Raw genomic sequence first — 21,983 nt, forward strand, 5'->3', positions numbered from 1 at the left:
GCCGATGACCACCGAGAGTGAGAATCCGCGGACAACGGTGACACCGGCCGGATCCGCCAAGCGGGCCCTCGTCGGCCGGCTGTCCTGGGGACTGGCCGACCAGGCGGCCTCCAGCCTGTCCAACTTCGCGGTGGGCATCTACGTGGCCCGCTCGCTGGGGGTGACCGCGTTCGGTGTGTTCAGCCTCGCCTGGGTGACCTACGGCGTGGTGCTCAACGTCTCCCGCGGACTGGCCACCGACCCCCTCGTGGTGCGCTTCAGCGGCGTGCCGGACGCGTCCTGGCGGGGGGCGGTGGTCCGGTCGTCGGGTACCGCGCTCGCCGTCGGCGCCGCCCTCGGCGCGGTGTGTCTGGCGGCCGGGCTGGGTCTCGGCGGCCGTCTGGGGCCCGCGTTCGCCTGCCTCGGCGTCATGCTGCCGGGGCTGCTGCTGCAGGACGCCTGGCGGTTCTCCTTCTTCGCCGCGGGCGCCGGGCGGAAGGCGTTCGTCAACGACCTCGTGTGGGGCATCGCGCTCGTCCCGGCCATGGTCGTGGCGGCCCGTGTGGGCAGCGTGGCCGCGTTCGTGCTCGCCTGGGGCGCGTCCGCGGCGGTGGCCGCCGCGTACGGCTGCCTCCAGTCCGGCATCCGGCCCCGAATGACCGGGGCGCGCGGGTGGCTTCGCGAGCAGCGCGATCTCGGCTACCGGTACCTGGTCGAGAACGTCAGCCTCAGCGGCGCGAGCCAGCTGCGGGCGTACGGGCTCGGGGCGATCGTCGGGGTCGGCGCGGTGGGTGCGGTGCGGGGCGCCGAGCTCCTGATGGGCCCGTTCCTCGCCGTGCTGATGGGGCTGTCCCTGGTCACCGTCCCGGAAGCGGCACGGGTGCTGCGGCAGGCCCCGGACCGCCTCGGCGCGTTCTGCCTCCGGCTGGGCGGCGGACAGGCCGCCGCCGCGCTGCTCTGGGGCGGGGCGCTGCTGCTGGTGCCGGACCGGCTCGGCGAGCTGGTGCTCGGCGGAGTCTGGCACTCCGCCTCGCAGCTCATCGCGGCGATCACCTTCGGCGTCGCGGGCGCGGGCCTCGGCACCGGCGCGGCGGCCGGGCTGCGCGCGCTCGGCGCGGCACGGCGCAGCCTGCGCTGCCAGCTGTTCGCCTCCGTCTGCTACGCCGGCGGCGGGCTCGGCGGGGCGGCCTTGGCCGGCACGGTCGGTTCGGCCTGGGGCGCCGCCGCCGCGAACGTCGGCGCCTCGGCCGTGTGGTGGCTGCAACTGCGGTCCGCCCTGCGCGAGCGCGACCGGAAACCCCTACGTGAAAAGTGAAGTGAGGACGCCATGACCGCCCATCCCCGGTTGAGCATCGGGCTGCCCGTCTACAACGGCGAGGAGTATCTGGCCGAGTCGCTCGACGCCCTGCTCGGCCAGACCTACGAGGACTTCGAGCTGGTCATCTCCGACAATGCCTCGACCGACGGGACCGAGGACATCTGCCGCAAGTACGCCGCGCAGGACACGCGCATCCGTTACATCCGGCTGTCCCGGAACGTGGGGGCCACGCCGAACCACAACTACGTGTTCACCCAGTGCCGCGGCGAGCTGTTCAAGTGGGCCTCGCACGACGATCTGTACGCCCGGGACCTGCTGCGGCGCTGCGTCGAGGCGCTGGACGAGCGGCCGGACGTCGTCCTCGCGCACTCCGGACAGGCGGTCATCGACGGCGACGGCCGGGTGAAGGTCCCGTACGAGTACGGGCTCGCCACCGACTCGCCGCATGCGCCGGAGCGCTTCCGCAGTCTGCTGTTCGAGCCCGGCGGCGACGACTTCTACGGGGTGCTGCGGGCCGACGTGCTGCGCCGGGTGAAGCCGCTCGACAGTTACCACCACGCGGACCGGACGTTCGTCGCCGAGATAGTGCTGCAAGGTCCCTTCCACCAGGTGCCGGAGCTGCTGTACTTCCGCCGCGACCACCCCACCCGCGCCGAGCGGGCGAACCCGTCCAAGCGCTCCCGGTGCGTCAACCTGGACCCGCGCCGGGCGGGCCTGCTGCACCCGACGCCCCGGCTGCTCGCCGAGTACGTCTGGGGCTTCGTCTCGGCGATCCGGCGGGCGCCGTTGTCCGCGGCCGACCGGCGCGCGTGCTACCGCCACCTGGCCGCATGGATGACCAGCAGGGCCCGGCCGGGCGCCGGCGAGCGGGTCGAGGACCGCGCCCCGGTCGACCCGGACCGGATCACTGTTTCCGTCGACGCCATCGTCGCCGGCCGCGAAGGGAGCCAGGCATGACGTCTGCCCACAAGACCCCCGTGCGGGTGGGCCTGTTCGGCCTGCTCGGCGCCGGCAACTTCGGCAACGACGGGCAGCTCGAGTCCATGCTCACCTACCTCCGCACCGAGCACCCGGAGGCGGTCGTGGACGCGTTGTGCAGCGGGCCCGAGGTCGTCGCCACCCGGTACGGGATTCCCACGACGCGGATGAACTGGTACCGCGGGGAGTACCGGACCGCGTCGCGTCCGGGCGCGATCGCGGGGAAGGGGCTGGGCAAACTCGTCGACGCCGTCCGCACCGTCGCCTGGGTGCGTCGGCACGACGTGGTGATCGTGCCGGGCGCGGGCGTCCTGGAGGCCACGCTTCCGCTGCGGCCGTGGGGCTTCCCGTACGCGCTGTTCCTCCTCTGCGCGTCCGGCCGGCTGGTGGGCACCCCGGTCGCGCTGGTCGGCGTCGGTGCGGACACGATCGGCCACCGGGCGACCCGGACCCTCGTGCGCTGGTCGGCGAGGCTCGCCACGTACCGGTCGTTCCGGGACGCCGGGTCCCGGGACGCGATGCGGGCGATGGGCGTGGACACCGCGCGCGACGGGGTCTACCGGGATCTCGCGTTCGCCCTGCCGACACCGCGGGCGAGCGCGCCCTCGAACCCGCCGGGCTCGGTCTGCGTCGGCGTCATGGCCTATCACGGCAGCAACGACGACCGCGCCCGGGCCGAGGAGATCCACCGCCGCTACCTCGACGGGACGACCCGGTTCATCCGCGCGCTGGTCGAGGAAGGCAGGACGGTCCGGCTGCTCACCGGCGACGAGCTCGACGAGCCGGTGGTCGCCGCGATCCTCGACGCGGTGGACTCGCCGCTGGTCACCACTGCCGAGGCGGCCTCACTGGACGACGTGATGAAGGAGGTGGCGGCTGCCGACACCGTGGTGGCGACCCGCTTCCACAACCTGGTCTGCGCGCTGAAGGCCGGCACGCCGACGCTCGCGGTCGGCTACTCGGCGAAGAGCGGCGCGCTCATGGATCAGATGGGACTCGCCGCGTACTGCCACCCGGCTCGCGAAGTCGACGCCGACCGGCTGCTCGAGCAGTTCCGGGAGCTGGAGAAGCACTCTGCGGACCTGCGGCGGACGCTCGCGGAGCGGAACCAGGTCGCCGCCCGTCAGATAGAAGCCCAGTACACCGAGTTGACCGCGGCCCTGTTCCCGGCGACCGGCCAGGCCGGGGCCCGCGCCCGGCAGGAGACGCCGTGAAAGCGACCGAAGTCCCCGCGATCGAGGGCGCGTTCCTCTTCGAACCGACGCCGTACGCCGACGAGCGCGGCTTCTTCTGCCGCACCTTCGACGCCGACGTGGTCCGCTCGGTGGGTCTCGACCCGGACGCCTTCGTCCAGGACAGCCTGTCCCGCTCGGTCCGGGGTGTGCTGCGCGGCCTGCACCTGCGCTCCGGCGCCGGCGAGGCCAAGCTGGTGCGGTGCTCGTACGGGAGGATCTTCGACGTCGTCGTGGACCTGCGGCCGGACTCGCCGACGTACCTGGGCCGGGCCTTCTTCGAGCTGTCCGGCGAGACGCAGAAGACCGTGTACATCCCGGCGGGATGCGCGCACGGCTTCCAGGCTCTTACCGAAATCGCAGACACCTCTTACCGTATCGACCGTCAGCACGATCCGTCCGAGGACGTGACGATCGCCTTCGACGACCCGGGGCTCGCCATTCCCTGGCCACTGCCGGTCACGTCGATGTCCCAGCGGGACCGGGAGGCGCCCAGCCTCGCCGAGGTCCTGAAGCAAAGAGGAAGCTGAGGTCGCGTGGCCACCGAAGACATCGAAGAGCACAGCCTGCACCGGTCGCGGCTGGCGAACGAGCGGCTGCACGCCATGATCCCCGGAGGCGCCCACACCTATGCCAAGGGCGACGACCAGTACCCCGAGGACCTGGCCCCGGTCATCAGCCACGGCCGCGGTGCCCACGTGTGGGACGTCGACGGCAACCGGTACATCGAGTACGGCTCCGGCCTGCGGTCGGTCAGTCTCGGCCACGCCCACCCACGGGTGACCGAGGCGGTGCGGCGGGAACTCGACCGCGGCAGCAACTTCGTCCGGCCGTCCATCGTGGAGGTCGACGCCGCGGAACGCTTCCTGGCCACGGTGCCGACCGCCGAGATGGTGAAGTTCGCGAAGAACGGCTCCGACGCGACGACCGCCGCGGTGCGCCTCGCCCGCGCCGCCACCGGGCGCCCGCGGGTGGCCCTCTGCGCCGACCATCCGTTCTTCTCCGTCGACGACTGGTTCATCGGCACCACGCCGATGTCCGCCGGGATTCCGGCGGCCACCACCGAGCTCATCGTGGCGTTCCCCTACGGGGACCTGACCGCAACGGAGGAGCTGCTCACCCGGCACCAGGACGAGGTCGCCTGTCTGATCCTCGAACCCGCCACCCACACCGAGCCGCCGCCCGGGTACCTCGAGGGCCTCCGCGAGCTGGCCGACCGGCACGGCTGCGTCCTGATCTTCGACGAGATGATCACCGGCTTCCGCTGGTCCGAGGCGGGCGCCCAGGGCCTGTACGGCGTGGTCCCCGACCTCTCCACGTTCGGCAAGGCGCTGGGCAACGGATTCGCCGTCTCCGCGCTGGCCGGGCGCCGCGATCTGATGGAGCGGGGCGGGCTGCGTCACTCCGGCGACCGGGTGTTCCTGCTGTCGACCACGCACGGTGCGGAGACGCACTCCCTGGCGGCAGCGATGGCCGTGCAGACCACCTACGCGGAAGAGGGCGTCACCGCGCGGCTGCACGACCTGGGCGAGAGGCTGGCCGCCGGTGTCCGCGACGCCGCGGCGAGCGGGGGCGTCGGCGACCACGTCGTCGTCCGGGGCCGGGCCAGCAACCTGGTCTTCGCCACTCTCGACGAGGACCGGCAGCCCTCGCAGGAGTACCGCACCCTGTTCCTGCGCCAACTCCTCGCGGGCGGAGTGCTGGCCCCGTCGTTCGTGGTGAGCAGCGCGCTCTCCGAGGCCGACATCGATCACACCGTCGACGTGGTGGCCGAGGCATGTGCGGTGTACCGGAAGGCGCTGGACGCCGCCGACCCCACCCCCTGGCTGGGCGGACGACCGGTGAAGCCCGTGTTCCGCCGCCTGGCGTGACCCGACGTGACGTGACGTCAGCGACGTTCTTGCCGTCCGGCGTCGGCCGGCCGGCCGTCCGTCCGGTCGGCCAGCCGGTCAGCCGCCCGGTCGACCAGCCACGCGGTCGCCGGCGTCACCGCCAGCGCGGTGCACCAGCCGCCGAGGACGTCGGTCGGGTAGTGCGCGCCGAGGGCGACCTGCGCCCAGCCCATGGCGGCGCCGGCGACCAGCGCCGCGGCGAGCACGAGTGACGTGCCGGCCGCCCTGCCGAGGCCGAGCCGGCCGGTCCCGAGCAGCGCCACCATGAGGGCGAGCGCGGTGCCGAAGGCGGTGTGCCCGCTCGGGTAGGACAGGTTGTCGCCGTGGATGGTGCGTCCCACCAGGTGCTTGAGCAGCGTCGCCGTCCCCACGGCCATGCCGAGCCCGCCGACGACGAGCACCGCCGCGCGAGGACGCCGCAGCAGCAGGCAGCCCATCACGGTGGCCGCGACCAGCGTCGCCGCTCCCACGGGCTCCCCCAGGAAGTCCATGGCCCGAGCGACGTGCCGCCACGGGGTCCCCACACCGTCCAGCGCCGCCCCGATCCGCGCGTCCACCCTGCCGGGCTCGCTGTCGCCGGCGTACAGGACCCCGAGCACGACGACCACCAGCGCGGCTGGGGCCGCAATCAGCCCGAGCCACACGCGCAGCGACGGGGGCAGCACCGCGGGCCCCGGCCGGCCGGTCACACGCACACCGCGTCCGATCGGCCTGCGGGCACACCCTCGCAGACCATCCGGCACATGCGATGCACCCCCCTCTCGTCCGGGCCGACGCCATGTCACCCGCCGCCACCGCCATGCCGCGCCCCCGAGAACCACCCGCTGCACCGAGCAGGACGGCAAACACGTCAAGCACGAACCGGGCTCGGCCGACTTCCAGGCCCGCCCCGGCCAGGCGATCCAACGCCAGTGGTCACCCTAACCAACGATGCGGTCGCTGCGAGCCGCCGTCGCGAAGTCCGGGCGTCACCGAAACCGCGCTCGAGATGCGTCGCGGACGACGCCCTCCCGCAGGGGAACCGTTCCTCCGGCGGGCGGTTCAGCGCCGCGAGTCGTTCGGACTGCCGGGCTGTTCGGCGTGATACGACGGTACCTTGTGGGGCAATTGCGTACGTACGTCACTATGTGGAGTCTCGCCCGAGGGTTCTCCCGGGAAGGGAGTGCGGCTGCCCCGACGAGACTCCCGATCCGTCGCCGACGTCGAGAGCGGGGGATCCGGAGTGACCGCGCTGGACGTCCAGGCCGTGTGCGCCGGATTCCTCTACGGACTGGGAGTCGCCCAGGGCCTGATCGCCGCGGACACGGCCGACAGCGTCCTGGTGATCGGTACCGACGCGCTGTCGCTGAGCGTCGCCCCGGACGACCCCACGAGCATGCTGTTCGGCGACGGCGCGGGCGCTGTCGTCCTGCGTTCCGGCCACCGCGAGGAATCCGGCGCCCTGGGCCCCTGCGTGCTGGGCAGCGACGGCGGTGGACGCGACCTGATCACCGTCCGCGGGGGCGGATCCGAGGGAGCGGTCCGGGGCCGGCGCAGACATGGTGGACCGCCATCTGCGCCTGGAGGGGCGGGAGGTTCTCACCGCTCGGTGCGGTTCCGGCGTACTGCTCCGCAACGAGCAACGGTGCGCCGACACACATACGCCCGTCCACTTCCGCCACGGCCCCACCGCCACCGGGGCCGCTTCCCGGGAACGCCTTGGAAAGGGGTTGCGGGCCCGCTGTCGATCCGGCCACGTCCCGTTCGACGTCATGACGTGCGGCGCCTCGCCACACGATGACGCGACCCGACCTGACGAGGAAACACATGGATCAACTGCTGAGAGTCATGAACTTCTGCGTCTCGAGTGACGGAATCGGTGCCGGTGAGCACCAGAGTCTCGAGCGGCCGTTCGGCTACGACCATCCCGAGAGGCTGTTCGCCTGGGCCGGAGCCACGGCGAGCTGGCCCATGCGCACGGATCCCGGAGGGAGCCGGGGCCTCGACGACTACTTCACCCGGGACTTCGCACGCAACATCGGTGCCGAGATCATGGGCCGCAACAAGTTCGGGCCGCAGCGCGGGCCCTGGCCCGACCACGAGTGGCGCGGCTGGTGGGGAGAGGAGCCCCCGTTCCACACGCCGGTGTTCGTCATGACCCACTACGAGCGTCCGTCGCTCACGCTCTCCGACACCACGTTCCACTTCGTCGGCGGCGACCCGGCGAGGGTCCTCGAACTGGCGCGGGAAGCGGCACAGGGCAAGGACGTCCGACTCGGCGGCGGGGTCACCACTGTCCGGCAGTTCCTTGACGCCGACCTCGTCGACACCATGCATGTGGCGGTCTCGCCGGTGGAGCTCGGGTCGGGACTACGGCTCTGGGAGTCCCCCGAGGAGCTGCTGGACCGGTTCCACCTGGAGGTCGTGCCCAGCCCGAGCGGCGTGACGCACCACCTGTTCTGGCGAAGGTGACGCGAGCGCTCGCCCACTCGAGTTCAGGCCCGGTGGCGAGGGGGCGTCCGCCCCGTCGGACGCCCTTTCCGCCGCGGATGCGAGCGCGTTCCTCGCGTTGGGCTGCGAGTACCTCGGGGTGACGGGCGTTGGCGCTGCGCCTGCCCGTCCCTGGTGCGTGACCGACACAACGAAGCGCCGGAACCCTGGCCATGGTTCCGGCGCTTCGAGTCGCCGGGTCAGTTCAGGCCGGTCGACGCGTTGAGCAGGGTGGTCTGTGCGTCATCTCCTTCGAGGGAGTAGATCATCACGCCGGCCAGGCCCTTGTTCTTGATGTACTGCCTCTTGGCTGTCATCGACTTGGGGGTCTCGACGCCGAAGAACGTGCTGCCGTCGTACATCCAGGTGGACTTGGTCCGACTGTCCCAGAAGATCGTCGCGTCGGTCAGCTTGTTCGCCGACTTGAGTTCCTTGTAGAAGGCGACGCCCGGAGCCTGCGACAAGGGGTACGCCGGCGGAGCACCCGTCGCCGGTTGGTAGAGGCCGTTCTTGCCGCCGTTCGCCACCCCGGTCCACCCGCGGGCGTAGAAGGGCACACCCAGGGTGATCTTGCCGGCCGGGAAGCCCTTGCCGAGGTACGTCGTGATGGCGTCGTCCGCGGTCATACCCGTGCCGTCGGCCGGGTCGGCCGAGGATCGGTACAGCGGGGCGTTGAAGTTGGTCGGCCCCGCGCCCTCCCAGGCGCCGTGCATGTCGTAGGTCATGATGTTGCCGAGGTCCAGGTACGAGGCTATCTTGCCCACCTCGACCGTGCTGATCTTCTTCGGGCCGGCCGGCAGCGCGGCGGTGAGCAGCTTGCCGGAGCCGAGCTGGGAGCGGAACTCGGCGAGCAGAGCGGTGAAGTTGGCCGTGTCCTGCGCACCGTAGTGGTTGCCGGTGTGGCCGTCGGGGCTGCCCGGGAACTCCCAGTCGATGTCGATGCCGTCGAACACGCCCGCGGCGGCGCCGTCGCCACCGGCGGGGTCGTCACCGAGCTTGGGCAGGTTGCCCTTGATGAACATGTCGACACAGGACTTGACGAACTTCTTGCGCGAGGCGTCGGTCGCGGCGGCGTCGGAGAAGTACTTCGAGTACGTCCAACCGCCGATCGAGACCAGGACCTTGAGGTTCGGGTGCTTCGCCTTGAGCTTCTTGATCTGGTTGAAGTTGCCCTTCAGCGAGTTGCCCCACGAGTCGGCGACGCCGTCGACGCTCTCCTCGGCGGTGAAGCTCTTCTGGTAGTCGGCCCAGGCGTCACTCGCGCCGTCGTTGGCGTCCGGGTTGCTCTCGTCGCTCGAACCGGCCTTGTTGGCCGCCATGCAGGTCAGGTTGACCGGGTCGATGTTCTGGAAGGCGTAGTTGAGCTTGGTGAGTTTGGCGGCGGTGCCGTTCTGGTCCAGCGTCTTCAGGGTGTAGTTGTTGGCGTAGATCGACCAGGAGTTGAAGTACGCCACCCGCTCGCCGGGTACGCCGGCTTCGGCGCCGGACTCGTCCCACTTGAGGTCTTCGACGGCGTTGTCGCCGGGCTGCGGCAGCCGCCAGGCGTCGACGCCGTTGCTGGTGCTGTTGAACAGCAGGAAGTCGGAGACCTTGTCGACGTCGAGGTCGGCGAAGGCTCCGACGGAGCCGGCGAAGGGGTCGCCGGAGCGGACGGTGCCGAGCGACTCCCAGCGGGAGGTGTCGGCCGCCGCGGCTGTCCGGACGAGTTGCGTCGACAGCGCGGACGTGGAGGTCCAGGAGCCGTCGCCGGTGTTCTTCCACGCGAGCACGTCGCCGGTCATGTACTGGACGACGACCGTGTCGGCGAGGCCGTCGCCGGTGATGTCGGTGAAGTAGAGCTGTCCGACCGGGCCTTCGGCCGGGTGTGTGAAGCCCTCGATCTCGTCCCAGTCGCCGGGGCTCGGAATGCCGGTCGCGGTGTTCTCCCAGGCGGTGACGAAGTTGTTCCGGTCCACGAGGAGGAGGTCGTCGTCCTTGTCGCCGTCGAGGTCGGCGAACTGCGGTGTGCCGACGCCGAGGTCGTTGGCGACGATGACGGGGGCGGCCCACTTGATGTCGGTGCCGGTGGACTCGTTGCGCCAGACGCGCATGGCGGCGAAGCCGGTGCCGGACTCGGTAGCGGACAGGAAGTTGATCAGCTCGTCCTTGCCGTCGCGGTCGAGGTCGCCGAAGTAGGCGTCCTTGGGGGTCGCGGTTGCGGTGGCCGGGGCGGTGTCGCCCATCGGGAGCCAGATCCGCTCGCCCTTCGACCCGCATCCGCCGTTCAGCCAGGTGTAGAGGCGGCCGTCGGAGCCGCTCATGGTGCGGTCGCCGTCGCCGTCGCCGTCGAGATCCGTGAATCTGGTCTGCGAGCTGTCCGCGTTGTCCACGATCTGGCCCAGCGAGGTCCACTCGTTCGCCGCGCCGTCGCCGGCCGGTTCACGGCAGACACCGGTGGCCGTGGTGCCGGAGCGCAGCCATTCCGGAAGGTACCCCTCGACTTTGTTGAGGACGCTCTCGACGGTATCGGCGGCTCCCGTACCACCGAAGAAGTGCTCGGCGGTTCGAGCGAACACAATGGCCTTGCGCCTGAACGTTTGGAACATGGCGAGTGCCCCGTCCGTCCCGGCCCAGCTGACCAGGAACATCGTCAAGCCGATGGAGATGGACTTCGACATGGTGTTGGACCACTCGTCCTTGTCGCTCAGCTTGTGGTCGGCCCACTGGGTGAGGAAACCGTTCATGAACTCGCCCATGAACCCACCGAAACCGATACACGCAGGGATCGGCCCGCCGGCCCGCTTGCAGACGGATCCCATCCAGAGCCCGAACAGGGCGGAGGCCGAGACGATCAGCGCGCCCTGCCACCACGACGCGTCCACCTCGACTTCGGGCGCCTTGACGGTAATGGTCGCGACCGTGCCCTCGACCGTCCACTCGTGCTCGAAGTCCTGGAACTTCAGATCGGGCAGGACATCGTGCAGACGGCCCTCGGTCTTTTCCCGCACGGCTTCGCCGAGGCTCATTCCCGAGTCGTCGATCGCGGTGAGTTCCTGGCGGAAATCGTCGGCCAGGTCCGCGTCTTCGAAGTCGAGGCTGATCACTTGGTCAGTGGTCGACGACTGGGCCTGCGCCGTAGGCGGGTTGATGCCGCCGAACAGCAGGGCCACGGCCGTGATGCCGGCTATGAGGGTCAGAATTCGACCGAACCGGACAGACCTGTGCTTGTGGGGGATGGCAGACGCGTTCTCTGCCCCTCGATGCAGTAAGTACATTGTCAATCCTAGCCTCAGGGGTCCCTGCGAAAAGATCGTGTTGCGGCACGGTGGAGATGTAGGTGATCCTGAACCGCTCCGGGTTCGGCAGAGATCTCAGATGGTGGTTGTAACCTGGGGTTTCGTGGATTCCATGTAGTGGTTGGCTTCGTACTCGACGGGCGGAACGTGGCCTAACTCACCGTGGATCCTGCGGCGGTTATACCAGTCGACCCGCTCGGCGGTACCCAACTCGACGTGGGCAAGGGTCTTCCAGGGCCGCTGGGGTTTGATCAACTCGGTTTTTGCACAGCCGATCGTCGACTCCATCAGATGAACTGGCCGCGCCAGGAAAGCGAGAAGACCTGATCGGGGCCATCGAGCAGTGGGAAGCACGAGTCTTCGAAGGCCCAGTCGTCCGGCCCGTCCAGTGGACTGTTGACCCGGTGCTGGACTATGTCGCGACGCGCCGTCGTGAACCAGGAGTCCGTGGAGGCCAGCTCCTCCAAGTCGTACAGGCTCTCCAGGAAGTCGATCTCGTCGAGCCGTCCCCACCAGGGACCGCCCTCGCCGCGCAGGTGGTCAAAGATGTCTCGTCGCGTCACCGCCGTGATCCGCGGCGTGCTTTGCGGTGCCGACAAGGGCTCGACCTGAGTCATGCCCTCAGGAAGGCGTCATCCAGGTCTCCGACGTGGCGAGGTCGGTCCGCCTCACGAACCCTGCGCAGCCCCGCGAACGCCGGGCCCCTGACGCTCGCCCGAACCGGCGTGCTGCACGCCGCGTCGATCTGGCTGACCCGGGATTCAGCACGTGCCCTCTCAACCAGGGGCCCCTTTCCGCACAAGAGCCACCCATGTTCCCCGCCGCTACAGGCCGCCGCCTGGACCGGCACCCCGACACGCCCGACACCCATCAGAACGAGCGTCGAATAAGCGTTCATGCGCGTCATTTCAGCGTCAAGATGTCGCCCGCAACGCCCACACCACACACTATGCGCACGTACAAAACCGCAGGTCAGGAACCCTTCGCGGCCGGTTCAAGGATCGCAGCACACTCCACATGGTGAGTCATCGGAAAGATGTCGGCTTGAGCAAGTCTTGAAAAAGGCCAGGTCAGAGGCCATTTCTCGGATCGCTGTCCCGCCTGCGGGAGCCCAGAGCGTCAAACGAGCGTCATGACGTACAGGCTGCCTACAGAGGGAGGATGAGCCCTTGTCGGTTCGTGAGGCCGGCCTACTGGTAACCCGCCAACTCCGACGGCCGGTGGATCGGGCCGGTGATCTGGGTCAGAGGTCTGCCCGTGCCGTGGTTGGCCTGGGCGATGATCTCCGCGGTGATGGAGACGGCCGTCTCCTCGGGTGTGGAGGCTCCAAGATCGAGGCCGATGGGGGAACGGAGCCGGGCCAACTGGCCCTCCGTGACGCCCTGCTCGCGCAGGCGGCGCATGCGCTCGTCGTGGGTGCGCCGGGAACCCATGGCCCCGACGTAGGCGACGGGCAAGTCGAGTGCCAGGCGAAGCAGCGGGATGTCGAACTTGGCGTCATGAGTGAGGACGCATACGGCGGTGCGCTCGTCCACCTCGGTGCGTTCCAGGTAGCGGTGGGGCCAGTCGACGACCACTTCGTCCGCGCGCGGGAAGCGGGCGGGAGTGGCGAAGACTGGGCGGGCGTCGCAGACGGTGACGTGGTAGCCCAGGAAGCGGCCGGCCTGGCTGAGGGCCGCGGCGAAGTCGACGGCACCGAAGACCAGCAGGCGCGGCGGGGACGCATGGACATGAACGAGGACGGACAGCCGTTCGGGGCATTCGTCTGCCTGCCCGCCGGTGTCGATGCGGACGGTGCGGCCCGCCCGCATCAGGGCCCTGGCCCGGTCGGCCACGGCCCGGTCCGTCGGGCCGCCGTCCACGCGCCCGTAGGAGGCATGGCCGCCGCCGAGCACGCTCAGCGTGGAGCCGAGGAGACGATCCGGGCCGTCCACGACCTGTGCCACGGCGACCGATCGCCCTTGAGCGATCTCGGAGAGGGCCGTGGACAGGTGCGGCTGGGCTGCGGGATCGATGCGCTGGACGAGGACGTCGAGTTCGCCGCCGCAGGTCAGACCGACTGCGAAGGCGTCGTCGTCGGAGTAGCCGAACCAGGCCCGCTGCGGCGTGCCCCGGTCATGGAGCACCTGCCGGCACAGCTCGTAGACCGCTCCTTCGACGCAGCCGCCGGAGATGCTGCCGACGGCGTTGCCGTCCTCGTCCACGGCTACCGACGTACCGACCGGCAGAGGGGCACTGCCGTGCACGCCGACGACGGTGGCCAGGGCGAAGGGGCGTGCCTCGCGGCACCAGCGGTGCAGAGTGTCCGCGATGTTCAGCATGGCAGTTCTCCATGTCTCCATGGCAGGACCAGGATCGGAAGGTGAACGGGCCGCCGCCACGACGCCGGGGAAACGTCACGCGGCGGCGGCCCTGGGAAGTCCGGCAGCCGGACGGGGCAGGCTGCCGGACGAGCGATGTGCGCTCCGTCGGCCCGAGGGCATGGATCAGAGCAACGCCTCTGCGGTGATGGGCAGTTCGCGGACGCGGCGGCCGGTGGCGTTGAAGACCGCATTGGCGACGGCGGGCGCCACCCCGATCATCACGAGCTCGCCGAGACCCTTGACTCCGAGCGGGTCTGCCTCGCGGTCCTCGCCGTCCAGGTAGATCGCCTTGAGGTCGGGGATGTCGGCGTTGACGGGCACGAGGTAGTCGGCGAGGTTGGCGTTGACGATCCGTCCGTCGCGGTGGTCAGTGACCGTGTGCTCCAGCAGGGCCGTGCCGATGCCGCCGACCATGCCGCCGAGGGCCTGGCTGTCGGCAAGCTTGGGGCTGATGATGCGGCCCGCGTCGTACACGCCGAGTACGCGCCGCACCCGCACCAGGCCGAGCGTCGCGTCGACGGCCACTTCGGCGAAGGTCGCGTTGTAGCCGTAGAAGGAGTGCCGCTCCGGGCCGGACGGCGGGGCGAAGGAGCCGTCCGCTTCCAGGTGGGTGCGGTCGTTGCGGGCGAGCAGCCGCCGGTACGTCTCCCCGCGCGTGGGGTCGTTCTTCACGTGCAGCCGGCCGCCCCGCACCACGACATCGCCGGCGGCCACCCCGTACAGCGGCGACTCGCGGTCTGCGACGGCCAGTTCGATCGCCTGACGGCGGACCTTGTTGCAGGCGTCGAGGGTGGCGGAGCCGACGCTGGCCATGGTCATCGAGCCGCCGTGTGGTGGGGTCGGCGGGTAGAGGGAGTCCCCCAGCCGGAAGGTGACCGTGCGCACGGTCAGTCCGAGGGCGTCGGCCGCGACCTGGGTCTGGGAGGTGTACGTGCCCGGGCCCATGTCGGTGGCGGCGGCTTCGACCAGTGCGGTGCCGTCGGCGTCGAGGCGGGCGCGAGCCTGGGCGGGCATGCGGGCGGTGTCGTAGACGCCGGCGGCCATGCCCCTGCCGATCAGCCAGTCTCCCTCACGTGTCGAGCGGGGCCTGGGGCTGCGGCGATCCCAGCCGAACTCGCGCGCGCCGACCGCATAGCACTCGCGCAGCCGACGGGTGGAGAACGGCAGCCCGGACGACTCGTCCTCGTTCGGCTCGTTGCGTCGGCGCAGCTCGATCGGGTCGACGCCGAGTTTGTGGGCGAGTTCGTCCATGGCCGACTCGATGACGAAGGAGGCCGTCTGGAAGCCCGGGCCTCGCATGTACAGCGGCGTGGGCAGATCCAGCGGCACCGTCCGGTACTTCTGGGTCACGTTGGGCATGCTGTAGAGCATCTGTCCGGCCGCCAGGATGGACTCCGTGAACGTCTCGTACGACGACGTCTCGGCGTCCAGCTCGTGCACCGCGGCGGACAGCCGGCCGCGCCGGTTGCTGCCCAGCCGCAGGCGGTACTCGTACGAGGGCCGGAAACCCGTACCCAGGTACATCTGCTTGCGGCTCAGCACGAGCTTGACCGGACGCTTCGTCTCGCGGGCGGCCAGCGCTGCGACGACCACGTGCGGCCAACAGCGCAACGCCGTGCCGAAACCGCCGCCGACGAACGGCGAGATGACGCGCACCGCGTCCGTCTCCAGGCCGAACACCGCCGCGAGTTCGGTCTGCGTGCCCACCACCCACTGGGTCTTGTCCCACACGGTGAGCTTGTCGCCGTTCCAGCGGGCGATGGTGGCGTGCGGCTCCATCGGGTTGTGGTGGTTGCGCGCCGTGCGGTACGTCAGGTCCAGTCGTATTGCCGCTGAGCGCAGGGCCGCTTCGGCGTCGCCGCGCCCGTAGCGGGTCGGCTCGTCCGGCTCGGCCTCGGTGAGGTCGGTCGAGGGCTGCTCGGCGTCGTAGCCGACCTTGACCAGGCTCGCGCCGTGCTGTGCGGCCTCCAGCGTGGTGGCGACCACGACGGCGACGGGCTGGCCGTGGAAGCGGACGCGGTCGTCCTGGAAGACGCGAAGTCGCCGGCCGGGCGGATTGTTCGACCCGGAGTTGTCGCGGTACGGCAGCTTCGGCGCGTTGCGGTGGTGGAGCACTTTCAGTACGCCCGGAAGGGCTTCTGCAGCGCCGGTGTCGATCGACGTGACGCTGCCGCGGCCGATGGCCGCGTCGACGATGACGGCGTGCACGGACCCGTCGACCTCGTGCTCGGCGGCGTACAACGCCGTACCCGTGACCTTGAGCCGGCCGTCCACCCGGGACAGTGGCGCACCCACGACTGCCTGCGGCTGGGGGCTCACTTGGTACCTCCTACGACGCGCAGCTGGCGTTCGACAGTGCGCTTGAGCAGCTCGACCTTGAAGCGGTTGTGCTGAAGGGGACGGGCCCCGTCCGCCGCCTTCGCGGCAGCGGCCGACCAGAGAGCCCCCGAGGGGCGTTCGCCGAGAAGGTGCTGCTCGACGGCGGGCAGCTTCCAGGGCACCGTACCCACTCCCCCGGCGGCGACCCTGGCCCCGCGGATCACCCCGCCGCGTACGTGCAGCGCGACGGCCGCCGACGTCAGGGCGAACTCGTACGACTGCCGGTCACGCACCTTCAGGTAGCCGGACCTGAGCGGGCGCGGGAGAGCGGGGATCTCGACTGCCGTTATCAACTCACCTCTACGCAGGGCCTGTTCCCGTTGTGGGGTGCTGTCGGGCCGCAACAGGAAGTCGGCGAAGGGGACTTGGCGTGCTCCGTCCGGGCCCAGCAGGTGGACCCGGGCCTCCAGTGCCGCGAAGGCCACGGCGGCATCGGACGGGTGCGTGGCCACACAGGCGTCGGAGGTCCCGAGGATGGCGTGCGTGCGGTTGACGCCGTGCAGCGCGGCGCAACCGGAGCCGGGCTCGCGCTTGTTGCAGTCGGCGGTGACGTCCCGGAAGTACGTGCAGCGGGTGCGCTGCATGATGTTGCCGCCGATGGTCGCCATGTTCCGCAGCTGGGCCGACGCGCTCAGCTCCAGCGCCTCGGAGACGACGGGATACAGGGTGCGCACCTGGGGATGGGCGGCGGCCTCGGACATGGTCACCAGGGCGCCGATGCGCAAGCCCCCGCGCTCGGTGACGGTGATCTCGCCCAGCGGCAGTCCGGTGATGTCGACAAGGTTCTCGGGGCGTTCGACGGTCTCACGCATGAGGTCGACCAGGGTGGTGCCCCCGGCGATGTAACGCCCGCCGCGGCGACCGGCGTCGAGGGCTTCGCGGGTGTCGGAGACGCGGGTGTAGGAGAAGGGATGCATGGCGGCCGATCCTCACTTCCGGCCCGCGGTCTGCTCCACCGCGCGCACGATCTTGACGTAGCAGCCGCAGCGGCAGATGTTTCCGCTCATCCACTCCCGGATCTCCTCCGGCGAGCCGGTGTGGCCCTCCTGGATGCAGCCGACGCCGGAGAGAATCTGTCCGGGGGTGCAATAGCCGCACTGGAAGGCGTCCTGTTCGATGAACGCCTGCTGCAGCGGATGCAGTTGATCACCATCGGCCAGGCCCTCGATCGTGGTGACCTCGGCTCCCTCCAGACGCACCGCGAGCGTCAGGCAGGCGTTGTGCCGCTGCCCGTCGACCAGGACCGTGCACGCCCCGCAGGCCCCGGCGTTGCAGCCCTTCTTGGAGCCCGTGAGTCCGAGGTGCTCGCGGAGCAAATCCAGCAGTGAGGTGCGGTTGTCGACCGTCACGGTGTGGCGGGCGCCGTTGACCGTCAGGGAGACACGGCTGGACGGCGGCCTCTCGGCGGCCGTCGCTTCCTCCGGGTCGGCGAGGAACGTGCCTGCGATCACGCCCCCCGCGACGACGGCACCACCGACCGCTGTGCTGGTGGCGATGAACGTGCGCCGAGTCGGTGCCAGGGAGGACTCGGCGGCCCCGGTGGGTGGTGGGGCGGAAGGTTCGGGGAGTTGAGTGGACATACGTACGCCTTCGTATCGCGGACGGATCGGCCGTACACATCAGCGGGACGGGACAATGGATCGTCGTCACCGCGGGAAAGCCGGCAACCGCGCGCTCTGGCAGCGGCTACTGGTCGCCTGGGGAGTCTCGCACCACCGGCAACGCTCGTGACAGGGAGACTTTCCTCCCCCCTTGAAGCTCCATCAGGAGCGACTGACCGGCGTCATCGGGGGCACGTGCGCACGGGGCAAGGCAGGCGGCCCTCCCCGGGACGCCGTGACATCAGGGAGCCCCGGATGCGTGCTGGATGGGCCGGGCTACTGGTCGCGGGTGCGGCGGCCGTTGTAGTGCTGGTCGGTGACCGGCTCGGCCCACGTGGTCTCGGGAGTGCCGTCGCCTGTGCCCTCCCACAGGGCGATGTGCTCCATGAAGCGGTCGGGGGCAGCGCCGTGCCAGTGTTCCTCATCCGGCGGGCAGGCGACGGTCTCGCCAGGGTGGGCCTCGAAGACGGTGCCGTCCCGGGTGCCGATCAGGGCGATGCCGGAAACGACGTGCAGGGTCTGGCCCAAGGCGTGTGAGTGCCAGTTGGTGCGGGCACCCGGCGAGAAGCGGACCAGGTTGGCGCGCATCCGGGACGGCTCCTGGCCTGCCACGATGACGTCCCACCACACGTCGCCGGTGAACCAGTCCGCCGGGGCCTTGCTGCTGGACTTCTGCTTGATGAATTCCATGGTGTCTCTCAGCTCTCCTTCATGCGTGGGCCGTCCTCAGCGGGCGACGTAGCCGCCGTCGACGGGGAGGGCGACGCCGACGACGAAACTCGCTCCGGGGCTGCACAGCCACAGGACCGCCTGGGCGATCTCCTCGGCGGTGCCGAGCCGGTTGATGGGCTGGTTGGCCTCGGCCTCGGCGCGGTCGAGTTCCCCCTTGGCGATCATGTCGCTGACCATGGGGGTGTCGATGGTGCCCGGGCAGACGGCGTTGATGCGGATGCCTCGGGAGGCGTATTCGAGTGCCGCGCTGCTCGTCAGGCCGATGACTCCGTGTTTGGAGGCGTGGTAGGAGGCGCGGAGGGGCAGGCCGACCAGGCCGCCCAGGGAGGAGCAGTTGACGATCGTGCCGCTGCCCTGTGCACGCATGTGCCGCAGCTCGTGCTTCATGCAGGCCCACACGCCGCGCAGGTTGATGGCGTTGACGCGGTCGAACTGTTCGGCGGGCTCGTCTGCGGCGTCGCTGGGCGGGATCTGGATGCCGGCGTTGTTGTAAGCCATATCCAGGCGGCCGAAGGTCTCGACCGTGCGGTCGACGGCTGCGGCGACCTGGTCCTCGTCACTGACGTCGCAGGTGAGGGCGAGGGCTTGGTGGCCTGCGTCGGTGAGTTGCTTCGCGGCAGCGTTCAGGGCCGCTTCGTCGATGTCGGTGAGGGTGACGGCGGCTCCGGACCGGGCGAACGCGCGGGCGGTCGCCAGCCCCATACCGGCGCCGGCCCCGGTGACGAGGGCGACGTGGCCGTTGAAGTCGTAGGTGGGATTCACGGGGCGCTGTCCCTTCAGGTGGAGAGATGTGACGGCACGGCTGATGTCAGAGGTGCCTGGATGAACTGCGGCGGCACGACGCCTTGCCGCGACGCCGTCAGGCGGTTTCGCTGCCGCCGTCGACCCTGGCGTGGCCGGTGGCGAAGGAGGCGGCGTCCGAGCAGACCAGAACACCGTCCGCGGACAGGTCGGCGAGGGCGACGCGGGCGCCTGCGCGGGCGAAGGCGCCGGCAGTCACGCGGCCGATGCCGGAGCTGGCTCCGGTCACGAAGGCCACCTTCCCGCTGGAGCCCGTGCTGCTCACAGTCATGTGCGGAGTCCTCTCGCTTGCTGGTACGCCGTCGGCAGTACGCGGATCCAGGCTTGAGTCAGTGCTGCGACGGCACCTGCGCGGGTTCGTCGTGTCGCCGCTGCGTGGAAGAGCCGCTCCAGGCCACGATCCGGCCCTTGTGGGACGGACCGTGAACGGCGAGGGCGATCAGGGGCAGCAGCGTCAGGGCGGCGATGACGGTGCCGACCAGGGGCGGGCCGGTCAGGCCGAGGGAGGAGTCCAGGGCCGTACCGGCGATCGCCGAACCGGCGGCGACGCCGACGTTGAAGGCGGAGGTCGTCAGCGCCGAGGTGAGGGTGGGGGCGTCGCCGGCGAAGCGCATGGCGAGAGCGGTGACGACGGGGTTGACGGTGAAGCCGGTCAGGCCCATGAGGAAGACGAGGAGGGTGGCCGTCACCGCGTTGCCGGACAGCGGGATCATCAGGAGAAGGACCAGGGCGGTGGCCGCGGCGGCCGTGATGGTGGTGGCCATCGGACGTCGGTCGCCGAGGCGGCCGCCCGTGGTGGTGCCGCCCAGGGCGCCGACGCCGAACGCGATCAGGACGAGCGGTACGGCGCCTGCCGGGATGCCCGCGCGGTCGGTCAGCAGCGGCGTGACATAGGTGTACGTCGCCAGGACACCACCCATGATGAGCATCGCGGCACCCAGCGCCAGCCACAGCCGGCCCTGCCGCAGGGCCCGGACCTCGGCCCACAGGGACACCTCGACGCGCTGCTCCTGGGCCGGGATGAAGCGGCCGATGAAGACGGCGGCGAGCCCGGCAAGGACGGCCAGGGCCCAGAAGGGGCCGCGCCAGCCGGTGAACTGGCCGGCGAAGGAGCCGATCGGCACGCCGACGACGTTGGCCAGGGTCAGGCCCCCGATCATGACGCCCGTGGCGCGGGTGGCGTTGTGCGGGCCTGCGGCGGCAGTGGCGACGACGAAACCGACGGACCAGAACGCTCCGGTGGCCAGGGCCGTGACGACGCGGGCGGCGAGGACGATCGTGAAGGACGTGCTGAGGGCGGCGACGAGATGTCCGAGGCAGAACACGGACAGGGCCAGGATCAGCGTCAGGCGCTGCGGAAGCCGCAGGGTCGCCAGGGCCATGGTCGGCGCGCCGACGATCATGCCGATGGCGAAGGCGGTGATCAGCAGGCCGGCGTGGGAGACGCTGACGCCGAGGTCACCGGCCAGCTCCGGCAGCAGGCCGGCGACGACGAACTCGGTGGTCCCCATCAGGAAGGTGCCGGCGGCGAGCACCCAGACGACGAAGGGAAGCTTGCCGGGGGTCGTCCCGGACGCGGAAGGCATACGTGTGTCTTTCCTTGCGTGGAAATCGGGGGATCATGGTGGCGGCTGAAGCCGTCGCGGCGGACATTGGACGGCGCGGCCACGTCTTCGACGGTTCCATGCGGCGAACTTGATGAAAAGGGGAGGATCTCCTCCCCCTTTCGTGCACGGGGGAGCGGTGGGGCAGGTCAGGGCGCGGCTTCGATGGTGATCTCGTCGGCGGTGGCGAGCTGCTCGGCGCCGCCGTCGGCCATGTGTCCGAGGATGACCAGGCCGGTCGCGTAGGGAGCGTCGCGGTAGTAGGTGGCGAGCTGGTTCCAGGGGGCGTAGTACGCCAGGTCGCCGACCTCGGGGTCGGCGCCTTCCGGGGCGCCGGAGGTGGACAGCTTCCGGGGCAGATCGGCGATCTTCTCGGCCTGGTTGAGGTCGCGCAGGGAGAGGGTCAGGGGGAGCTGGGCGGCAAAGTCGCGGGCTGTGAGGCTTTCGTTCAGGGTGGCAGCGACGGGGTGGCCGTCGAGGGTGAGCCGGATGTTCATCGCGGTTGTCCTGCCGGTCGGTGTGGTGGCTGCCGGGGCCGTCGAAGCCTGCGGCGACGCGGACTCGGAGGCGGAGGAGGACGGTGAATCGTCGGTGCAGGCGGTCATGACCAGGAGCAGGGCGGCGGCCGGGAACACGCGAACGAGAGCGCGGAAGGGGGCGGGATTCACGGGGTCGTCCTGTGGCTAGTCGGGCAGAGGCTCGGAGTAGTGGCGGAAGCCGTCCCGCGTGGTGTGGATGTCGTACAGGCGCTGGGCCAGGACGTCGGGGCTGCTGTGCTCGGCGTCGGGCCGGATGGCTCCGGGGATGATCAGCTGGGCGGCGTGGATGTTCTCCGGGGCCAGCGCGTCGTGGAGCATGCGGGCGTAGGCGCTCTCGGCGGCGAAGGCGATCGAGGTGCCGGCGACCTTCGGGTTGGGACGTACGGCGCTGGAGCCGTTGACGAACAGCAGGGTGCCGCGACCGAGTTCGCGCATGCCGGTCAGGACGGCCTGCACCGCGGTGACGGGACCCTTGACGGAGAAGGCGAGCGGGGCGTCGAGGTCGTCGGCGCCGGTGTCGAGGACCGGCTTCATGAAGTGGGCCTGGGGCACGGGGCTGTACTGGAGGATCTCGACAGGCCCCAGATCGGCCGCGGCTGCGTACAGGGCCGCAGTCAGGGACTCGACGTCGAGGACGTCGGCCGGGTAGCGGCGCGCCTGGATGCCGTCACGGGCGAGGTCGGCCGTCAGGCCGTCCAGCTTCTCCGCGTCGCGGGCGATGAGGGCGACGGCGTGGCCGGCGGTCCCGAAGCGGCGGGCGGTGGCCAGCCCGAGACCGGGGCCGGCGCCGACGAGGGCGAAGGTCGTCATGGTCAGTCCTT

General features: G+C 70.5%; 21 protein-coding genes and 1 pseudogene. 7 read left to right on the forward strand and 15 right to left on the reverse strand.

Annotated elements, in window-relative coordinates; genetic code table 11:
* Positions 1 to 4 precede the first annotated feature (4 nt).
* From ACIBVL_RS29000 to ACIBVL_RS29020, 5 genes are read left to right on the forward strand one after another with little or no spacing between them, the layout of a single operon-like run.
* Entirely contained in the window at positions 5 to 1,294 is a 1,290-nt protein-coding gene (locus tag ACIBVL_RS29000) for a hypothetical protein (RefSeq protein ID WP_399101463.1), read from the forward strand.
* A 12-nt stretch (positions 1,295 to 1,306) separates the two neighbouring features.
* Positions 1,307 to 2,254 carry a glycosyltransferase family 2 protein gene (locus ACIBVL_RS29005; RefSeq protein ID WP_399101464.1) on the forward strand — a complete coding sequence of 316 codons (948 nt, stop codon included), beginning with the start codon at positions 1,307 to 1,309 and terminating at the stop codon, positions 2,252 to 2,254.
* Positions 2,251 to 3,489, forward strand: coding sequence for a polysaccharide pyruvyl transferase family protein (locus ACIBVL_RS29010; protein WP_399101465.1), 1,239 nt, complete (start codon positions 2,251 to 2,253; stop codon positions 3,487 to 3,489). Before ACIBVL_RS29005 ends, ACIBVL_RS29010 begins: the two co-directional genes overlap by 4 nt.
* Positions 3,486 to 4,037 (forward strand): dTDP-4-dehydrorhamnose 3,5-epimerase, encoded by a 552-nt coding sequence (gene rfbC / locus ACIBVL_RS29015; protein ID WP_399101467.1) that lies wholly within the window; start codon positions 3,486 to 3,488, stop codon positions 4,035 to 4,037. The genes ACIBVL_RS29010 and rfbC overlap by 4 nt, the downstream gene beginning before the upstream one ends.
* Positions 4,038 to 4,043: 6 nt before the next feature.
* Positions 4,044 to 5,378, forward strand: coding sequence for a glutamate-1-semialdehyde 2,1-aminomutase (locus ACIBVL_RS29020; protein WP_399101469.1), 1,335 nt, complete (start codon positions 4,044 to 4,046; stop codon positions 5,376 to 5,378).
* Between the two features lie 17 nt (positions 5,379 to 5,395).
* Here the strand turns inward: ACIBVL_RS29020 and ACIBVL_RS29025 are convergent, their stop codons facing one another.
* Positions 5,396 to 6,088: a phosphatase PAP2 family protein gene (locus ACIBVL_RS29025; RefSeq protein ID WP_399101471.1), complete on the reverse strand. Its 693-nt coding sequence runs from the start codon at positions 6,086 to 6,088 to the stop codon at positions 5,396 to 5,398.
* Between the two features lie 557 nt (positions 6,089 to 6,645).
* On the opposite strand from ACIBVL_RS29025, the gene ACIBVL_RS29030 reads away from it, so the two are divergent.
* Both ACIBVL_RS29030 and ACIBVL_RS29035 read left to right on the forward strand, forming a co-directional pair.
* Complete coding sequence (locus ACIBVL_RS29030) at positions 6,646 to 7,179, forward strand: hypothetical protein (protein WP_399101828.1); 534 nt, start codon at positions 6,646 to 6,648, stop codon at positions 7,177 to 7,179.
* A gap of 26 nt (positions 7,180 to 7,205) precedes the next feature.
* Positions 7,206 to 7,850 (forward strand): dihydrofolate reductase family protein, encoded by a 645-nt coding sequence (locus ACIBVL_RS29035; protein WP_399101473.1) that lies wholly within the window; start codon positions 7,206 to 7,208, stop codon positions 7,848 to 7,850.
* Between the two features lie 31 nt (positions 7,851 to 7,881).
* Here ACIBVL_RS29035 and ACIBVL_RS29040 read toward each other — a convergent pair.
* The 14 genes and pseudogenes from ACIBVL_RS29040 to ACIBVL_RS29105 form a co-directional block, all read right to left on the reverse strand.
* Positions 7,882 to 7,989: pseudogene (locus ACIBVL_RS29040) on the reverse strand (IS630 family transposase); the annotation flags it as partial.
* Positions 7,990 to 8,068: 79 nt separating this feature from the next.
* Positions 8,069 to 11,017: a glycoside hydrolase family 18 protein gene (locus ACIBVL_RS29045; protein ID WP_399101475.1), complete on the reverse strand. Its 2,949-nt coding sequence runs from the start codon at positions 11,015 to 11,017 to the stop codon at positions 8,069 to 8,071.
* A 201-nt stretch (positions 11,018 to 11,218) separates the two neighbouring features.
* Positions 11,219 to 11,431: an integrase core domain-containing protein gene (locus tag ACIBVL_RS29050; RefSeq protein WP_399101477.1), complete on the reverse strand. Its 213-nt coding sequence runs from the start codon at positions 11,429 to 11,431 to the stop codon at positions 11,219 to 11,221.
* A complete protein-coding gene (locus tag ACIBVL_RS29055) occupies positions 11,431 to 11,760 on the reverse strand; it encodes a hypothetical protein (RefSeq protein ID WP_399101479.1) in 330 nt (109 codons plus the stop codon). The genes ACIBVL_RS29050 and ACIBVL_RS29055 overlap by 1 nt, the downstream gene beginning before the upstream one ends.
* A gap of 573 nt (positions 11,761 to 12,333) precedes the next feature.
* Entirely contained in the window at positions 12,334 to 13,464 is a 1,131-nt protein-coding gene (locus ACIBVL_RS29060; RefSeq protein WP_399101481.1) for an XdhC family protein, read from the reverse strand.
* A 165-nt stretch (positions 13,465 to 13,629) separates the two neighbouring features.
* Positions 13,630 to 15,825 (reverse strand): xanthine dehydrogenase family protein molybdopterin-binding subunit, encoded by a 2,196-nt coding sequence (locus ACIBVL_RS29065; RefSeq protein WP_399101483.1) that lies wholly within the window; start codon positions 15,823 to 15,825, stop codon positions 13,630 to 13,632.
* Positions 15,822 to 16,802 (reverse strand): FAD binding domain-containing protein, encoded by a 981-nt coding sequence (locus tag ACIBVL_RS29070; protein WP_399101485.1) that lies wholly within the window; start codon positions 16,800 to 16,802, stop codon positions 15,822 to 15,824. The genes ACIBVL_RS29065 and ACIBVL_RS29070 overlap by 4 nt, the downstream gene beginning before the upstream one ends.
* A 12-nt stretch (positions 16,803 to 16,814) precedes the next feature.
* Positions 16,815 to 17,465: a (2Fe-2S)-binding protein gene (locus ACIBVL_RS29075; protein WP_399101488.1), complete on the reverse strand. Its 651-nt coding sequence runs from the start codon at positions 17,463 to 17,465 to the stop codon at positions 16,815 to 16,817.
* Positions 17,466 to 17,762: 297 nt separating this feature from the next.
* The gene (locus tag ACIBVL_RS29080) at positions 17,763 to 18,176 is read right to left on the reverse strand and encodes a cupin domain-containing protein (RefSeq protein ID WP_399101490.1); all 414 of its coding nucleotides are present in this window, start codon (positions 18,174 to 18,176) and stop codon (positions 17,763 to 17,765) included.
* 36 nt (positions 18,177 to 18,212) lie between these two features.
* Entirely contained in the window at positions 18,213 to 18,980 is a 768-nt protein-coding gene (locus ACIBVL_RS29085; protein WP_399101492.1) for an SDR family NAD(P)-dependent oxidoreductase, read from the reverse strand.
* A gap of 97 nt (positions 18,981 to 19,077) precedes the next feature.
* Positions 19,078 to 19,290, reverse strand: coding sequence for an SDR family NAD(P)-dependent oxidoreductase (locus ACIBVL_RS29090; RefSeq protein WP_399101494.1), 213 nt, complete (start codon positions 19,288 to 19,290; stop codon positions 19,078 to 19,080).
* A 58-nt stretch (positions 19,291 to 19,348) separates the two neighbouring features.
* Entirely contained in the window at positions 19,349 to 20,605 is a 1,257-nt protein-coding gene (locus tag ACIBVL_RS29095) for an MFS transporter (protein ID WP_399101496.1), read from the reverse strand.
* Positions 20,606 to 20,772: 167 nt separating this feature from the next.
* A complete protein-coding gene (locus ACIBVL_RS29100) occupies positions 20,773 to 21,291 on the reverse strand; it encodes a cyclophilin-like fold protein (RefSeq protein WP_399101498.1) in 519 nt (172 codons plus the stop codon).
* 15 nt (positions 21,292 to 21,306) lie between these two features.
* Positions 21,307 to 21,972: an SDR family NAD(P)-dependent oxidoreductase gene (locus ACIBVL_RS29105; RefSeq protein ID WP_399101500.1), complete on the reverse strand. Its 666-nt coding sequence runs from the start codon at positions 21,970 to 21,972 to the stop codon at positions 21,307 to 21,309.
* Positions 21,973 to 21,983: the final 11 nt, after the last annotated feature.

The organism is Streptomyces sp. NPDC049687, assembly GCF_044465285.1.
GTDB lineage: Bacteria > Actinomycetota > Actinomycetes > Streptomycetales > Streptomycetaceae > Streptomyces.

What these genes read in the sequence shown, in the direction of transcription:
- ACIBVL_RS29000 (WP_399101463.1), top strand. Translation starts at nt 5, where the DNA reads ATGACCACCGAGAGTGAGAATCCGCGGACAACGGTGACACCGGCCGGA.
- ACIBVL_RS29105 (WP_399101500.1), bottom strand. Translation starts at nt 21,972, where the DNA reads ATGACGACCTTCGCCCTCGTCGGCGCCGGCCCCGGTCTCGGGCTGGCC.
- ACIBVL_RS29035 (WP_399101473.1), top strand. Translation starts at nt 7,206, where the DNA reads ATGGATCAACTGCTGAGAGTCATGAACTTCTGCGTCTCGAGTGACGGA.
- ACIBVL_RS29090 (WP_399101494.1), bottom strand. Translation starts at nt 19,290, where the DNA reads ATGACTGTGAGCAGCACGGGCTCCAGCGGGAAGGTGGCCTTCGTGACC.
- ACIBVL_RS29080 (WP_399101490.1), bottom strand. Translation starts at nt 18,176, where the DNA reads ATGGAATTCATCAAGCAGAAGTCCAGCAGCAAGGCCCCGGCGGACTGG.
- ACIBVL_RS29010 (WP_399101465.1), top strand. Translation starts at nt 2,251, where the DNA reads ATGACGTCTGCCCACAAGACCCCCGTGCGGGTGGGCCTGTTCGGCCTG.
- ACIBVL_RS29075 (WP_399101488.1), bottom strand. Translation starts at nt 17,465, where the DNA reads ATGTCCACTCAACTCCCCGAACCTTCCGCCCCACCACCCACCGGGGCC.
- ACIBVL_RS29055 (WP_399101479.1), bottom strand. Translation starts at nt 11,760, where the DNA reads ATGACTCAGGTCGAGCCCTTGTCGGCACCGCAAAGCACGCCGCGGATC.
- ACIBVL_RS29070 (WP_399101485.1), bottom strand. Translation starts at nt 16,802, where the DNA reads ATGCATCCCTTCTCCTACACCCGCGTCTCCGACACCCGCGAAGCCCTC.
- ACIBVL_RS29095 (WP_399101496.1), bottom strand. Translation starts at nt 20,605, where the DNA reads ATGCCTTCCGCGTCCGGGACGACCCCCGGCAAGCTTCCCTTCGTCGTC.
- ACIBVL_RS29005 (WP_399101464.1), top strand. Translation starts at nt 1,307, where the DNA reads ATGACCGCCCATCCCCGGTTGAGCATCGGGCTGCCCGTCTACAACGGC.
- ACIBVL_RS29060 (WP_399101481.1), bottom strand. Translation starts at nt 13,464, where the DNA reads ATGCTGAACATCGCGGACACTCTGCACCGCTGGTGCCGCGAGGCACGC.
- ACIBVL_RS29050 (WP_399101477.1), bottom strand. Translation starts at nt 11,431, where the DNA reads ATGGAGTCGACGATCGGCTGTGCAAAAACCGAGTTGATCAAACCCCAG.